At 62.9% G+C, this 1922-nt stretch carries 3 protein-coding genes; 1 reads left to right on the forward strand and 2 read right to left on the reverse strand.

The annotated features are described in order from the left end of the window. Positions 1-407 (forward strand): energy transducer TonB (locus tag DBR24_RS30245; protein WP_256592010.1); only part of this gene is annotated, 407 nt, incomplete at its 5' end. Between the two features lie 3 nt (positions 408-410). Here DBR24_RS30245 and DBR24_RS30250 read toward each other — a convergent pair. Both DBR24_RS30250 and DBR24_RS30255 read right to left on the reverse strand, forming a co-directional pair. Beyond that, positions 411-1103, reverse strand: coding sequence for an extensin family protein (locus tag DBR24_RS30250; RefSeq protein ID WP_128616517.1), 693 nt, complete (start codon positions 1101-1103; stop codon positions 411-413). Positions 1104-1105: 2 nt separating this feature from the next. After that, on the reverse strand, positions 1106-1922 hold an 817-nt coding region (locus tag DBR24_RS30255), incomplete at its 5' end, for an oxaloacetate decarboxylase (RefSeq protein ID WP_146189155.1).

Raw genomic sequence — 1922 nt, forward strand, 5'->3', positions numbered from 1 at the left:
TGCACGCGCACATCATCAGCCAGCGCGAATGCGATGTGGTCGAAACCGAAGTGCGTCCGCCGGAGCCGCTGTTCCTGCCGATCGCCGAATTCGAAATGGAATTGCTGGACAAGCCGTTCCCGCCGTTCCCGCCTGAAGAGCTCAAGGCTCAGCAAGAGCAGCAGGATTTCGACAGCAGCTGGGTACGCCCGATCGTGATCAACAACGGCCAGCCAACGCCAGAGCCTGGCCCGGCCCCGCAGAAGAAGCCGCTGTACCTGCCGATTGCCGAGTTCGATCTGGATCTGCTGCAAAAGCCTTGTCCGCCATTCCCGCCAGAAGAAATCGCCGAGCAACAGAAGGCGCTGGACTTCGATAACGGCTGGGCCCGCCCGATCGTTCTGCAGAACCTGCGCCTCGCCGCCTGACCCTCAGCGACACACGCTCCAGCGCCCGACATCGACATGAAAGTGATTACGGTGAGCGGCGTTGTAATCCGGGCTCAATACCACACTGAACGCCTCACAGGCGCCGTCACGCACCTGGCGTAGAAACTGCGCGTCGCGAGTTTGCCCTGGCCAGTCCTTGAGGACGCTGATGCTGCGCCCGCTGGCCAGACGAAATCCGGCGATATCCAGCGCATCGGCACTGGCATGCCGGCTGAGTGCGCCGCTCTCACGGTTATAGACATTGCGGCAGGCGAAGCTGCCAAGGTGATCGAGACGGCTGACTTTCTCGCCGTAAACGGCTTGAGCGACGGGTTGCAGGGTGTGGCGCTCAAACAAGGCGTAGGCCACCGCCAGCGGACAACTGGCGAGGAAACTGCTGCTCAACGCGACCTCGCCGCCCTGCACGCGCAAGGCGCCGATCAGCGGACACTTGGCATCGGGGCTGTCGGATTGCCGTGTGACACGCAGTCCAGAGCTGCTCAGCGCCTGTGCACAGAGTTCGGGATCGCTGCGCAAGCGCATCAGTTTGTAGCCGGTCAGCCAGTTGGGGACTGCCTTCACATCCAGCGGCGCCCACGGATTCCACTCGGCTGGCACATCCAGCCAGCCACGCCAGACACTGACCATCGCACCGCCAATCAGCAGCAGCACACTCAGCGCAAACCAGCGTCCCACGTTCAGCCTTTGAAAAACTGATTGGCCTGGGCGTAGGGCATCGACTGCGAAGTAAACCCGAAGGTGCCCGTTTGCTGGATCTCTTCAGCGGCGCGCAAGAAACCGCCGAACGCAGCCAGTGCCAGTGCCGAACCGGTGCTGATGCGCCGCACGCCCATTTCTTCGAGTTCCTGCACCGTCAACTTCAAACCGCCGGACATCAACACGTTGACCGGCTTCGGCGCCACCGCACGCACCACTGCCAACACTTCTTCGGCACTGCGCAAACCCGGCGCATACAGCACGTCGGCACCGGCTTCGGCGAACGCCTGCAAGCGGCGGATGGTGTCGTTGATATCGGGATGGCCGTGCAAGTAGTTTTCCGCACGGGCGGTCAGGGTGAAGGGAAAAGGCAGCGTACGCACGGCGGCGACGGCGGCTTCGATGCGCGCCACCGCGTGTTCGAAGCAATAGATGGGCGCGTCGACGCGGCCTGTGGCGTCTTCGATCGAACCACCCACTGCGCCGGCCTCGGCGGCACGCAACAGGCTGTTGGCGGATTCGAGCGGGTCATCAGCGAAGCCGTTTTCCAGATCCACCGCCACCGGCAGATCCGTGGCCGCGACAATCGCCCGGACGTTGGCCAGGGTCTCATCGAGCGTCAACGCACCATCGGCCTTGCCTTGGGAAAACGCGTAACCGGCGCTGGTCGTGGCCAAGGCCTGATAGCCGAGACTGGCGAGCATCTTCGCCGAGCCAGCATCCCATGGATTGGGGATGACGAAAATGCCCGGCCGTTCATGCAGGGCTTTGAAAGCGTGGGCTTTACGGGCTTGTTCT

Origin of the sequence: Pseudomonas sp. HMWF006, assembly GCF_003061205.1 — a bacterium.
Taxonomy (GTDB): domain Bacteria; phylum Pseudomonadota; class Gammaproteobacteria; order Pseudomonadales; family Pseudomonadaceae; genus Aquipseudomonas; species Aquipseudomonas monsensis.